This is a genomic window from Actinocorallia lasiicapitis (assembly GCF_054778695.1).
The window spans coordinates 1-2,441 of sequence record NZ_BAAGZI010000591.1; the positions used below are offsets into that span (position 1 = coordinate 1).

Below are 2,441 nucleotides of genomic sequence, written 5' to 3' on the forward strand. Positions count from 1 at the left end.
CCGATCCGCAGGCGGCCGAGGCGCTGCGCGCCCTGGACTCCCTGGCCGCGGGCCATCCGGTCCTGCGCGAGCTGGCCACCCAGCTTCATCTCGCGGCGCGCCGGCCGGTCTGATGTCCCGCAAGCAGCAGCTCCACCGGCCGGGCCCCCAGCGCGGCCCGCTGGCCGACGACACCGGCTGCCATGTCCTGCACGTCGACATGGACGCGTTCTTCGTGAGCGTCGAGCTGCTGGAACGTCCCGAGCTGCGCGGCAGGCCGGTCCTGGTGGGCGGTCTCGGCGACCGCTCGGTGGTCTCGGCCGCCTCCTACGAGGCGCGCCGGTTCGGGGTCCATTCGGCGATGCCGATGAGCCGCGCCCGCCGGATGTGCCCGCAGGCGGTGGTGCTGCCGCCGCGGCACGAGAAGTACTCGGCGGTCTCCCGGAAGGTCATGGCGATCTTCCGGGACGTCACGCCGCTGGTGGAGCCCCTGGCGCTCGACGAGGCGTTCCTGGGCGTCGCCGGGGCGGTCAAGCTGCTGGGACGGCCCTCGCGGATCGCCGTGGGCATCAGGGAGCGGGTCGAGCGGGAGCTGGGCGTCACCTGCTCGGTCGGGGTCGCCTCGACCAAGTTCATCGCCAAGCTGGCCTCCACCCGCTGCAAGCCCGACGGCCTGATGGTCGTCCCCGCGGACGGCGTGCTGGAGTTCCTGCACCCGCTGCCGATCGCCGCCCTGTGGGGGGTGGGGGAGAAGACCGAGCAGTCGCTGGCCAGACTCGGCCTGCGGACCGTCGGCGAGCTCGCCAGGGTGCCCCTGCCCACCCTGAAGGCGAAGATCGGCAACGCCTCGGGTGAGCATCTGCACGAGCTGGCCTGGGGCCGCGACCCGCGCGCGGTCACCCCGAACGGTCCCGACAAGAGCATCGGCGCGGAGGAGACCTTCGCGACCGATATCGCCGCACCCGAGGTCATCGGCAGGGAACTGCTGCGGTTGGCGGAGAAAGTCGGACAGAGACTGAGATCGAGTGGGAACATCGGCCGGACGGTGAGCGTCAAGCTACGTAAGGCGGATTTCACGACGATCACCCGGTCGCGGACCCTCGGCGAAGCGACCGACCTTTCTCGTGTGATCTATGTCACAGCGTGCGAACTCTATGAGGTGTCCGGTCTGAAGGGGGTACCACTCCGGTTGGTCGGTGTCCGCGTGGAGAATCTCGTGGACTCCGCCGACGCTCCTCGGCAGCTTTCCCTGGATTCCCAGGAGAACGGCTGGCGAGAGGCGGAACAGGCGATGGACGAAGCCGCACGCAGGTTCGGCCGCGGGGCGATCCGCCCGGCGGCCCTGCTCAGACCGGCGGGCGGAGACAGTGGCGAAAGGCGGGGCAGGGGTGGCACAACGGACACGTGAGGAACGGGAGGGGAGCGCGGGATGAACCGCCGATACTTCCGAGGGCAACGTTTTCTTCACTCCGGTCGTCCTGACTCGTATTCTGGGCATAACACCGATAGCCAGGTCCCCGTCCGGCAGCGGAACAACGGGGCAGTCGTTGGGAGGCACCGTGCCGCTCTCTGAGCACGAGCAACGTCTGCTCGACCAGATCGAGCATGCGCTTTACGCGGAGGACCCGAAGTTCGCGCATGCCGTCCGGACCACGAATCCGCAGACGCATTACAAGCGCCAGATCACCAAGGCGGCCCTCGGGCTGGTCCTGGGGATCGGCGTCCTCATGACGGGTCTCGTCCTGAACAAGGGCGCCGTGACGGTCGGTGTGAGCGTCGCGGGCTTCCTGCTCATGGTCGCGAGCGCGTTCTGGGCGATCACGAGCTGGAAGCGGATGACCGGTGTCGGCGTCGAGCCCGACCCGCGCTCCGCCCGTCCGGCCCGCGGCAAGGGCCGTCAGTCCTCCTCGGGCGGTGGCCTCATGGGCCGGCTCGAAGAGCGCTGGCGCAAGCGCAGCGAAGAGCAGTAACGGCGCGAAAGGCCGCCCGGAGGTGTCCGGGCGGCCTTTCGCGCCGATCGGATTCGGGTCAGACGGCCACGGGCGTGAGGCGCGGCAGCACGTACTCGCCGATCCGGTAGGCCTCTTCCAGATGCGGCCAGCCCGACAGGATGAACTCGTCGATGCCGACGGCGGCGTAGCCGCGCAGCAGTTCGGCGACCTCCTCGTAGGAGCCGACCAGCGCCGTCCCGGCCCCTTCGCGGACCAGCCCGACCCCCGCCCACAGACCGGGTGAGATCTCCAGTTCACGCGTCCCGCCGCCGTCGCGGGCCCCGCCGGAGTGGAGGGCGACCATCCGGGACTGCGCGACGGAGTCGTAGCGGGCGAACCGCTGCTGCGCGGCCGCGATCCGGGCCGGGTCCATCCCCGCGAGCAGCCGGTCGGCCTCCGCCCACGCCTCCGCCGAGCTGTCCCTGGCGATCACATGGACCCGCAGCCCGAACCGGAGCGGCCGGCCTACGG

3 protein-coding genes are annotated in these 2,441 nt (G+C 70.6%); 2 read left to right on the plus strand and 1 reads right to left on the minus strand.

Annotated elements, in window-relative coordinates:
- The first annotated feature begins 112 nt into the window (after nucleotides 1–112).
- Together ACYVE7_RS32580 and ACYVE7_RS32585 are read left to right on the plus strand one after the other, a co-directional pair.
- The gene (locus tag ACYVE7_RS32580; protein WP_460370235.1) at nucleotides 113–1,387 is read left to right on the plus strand and encodes a DNA polymerase IV; all 1,275 of its coding nucleotides are present in this window, start codon (nucleotides 113–115) and stop codon (nucleotides 1,385–1,387) included.
- 151 nt (nucleotides 1,388–1,538) lie between these two features.
- Complete coding sequence (locus tag ACYVE7_RS32585) at nucleotides 1,539–1,949, plus strand: DUF3040 domain-containing protein (protein ID WP_460370237.1); 411 nt, start codon at nucleotides 1,539–1,541, stop codon at nucleotides 1,947–1,949.
- A 58-nt stretch (nucleotides 1,950–2,007) separates the two neighbouring features.
- Here the strand turns inward: ACYVE7_RS32585 and ACYVE7_RS32590 are convergent.
- Nucleotides 2,008–2,441: LLM class flavin-dependent oxidoreductase (locus ACYVE7_RS32590; protein WP_460370239.1), on the minus strand; the 434-nt coding region annotated here is incomplete at its 5' end.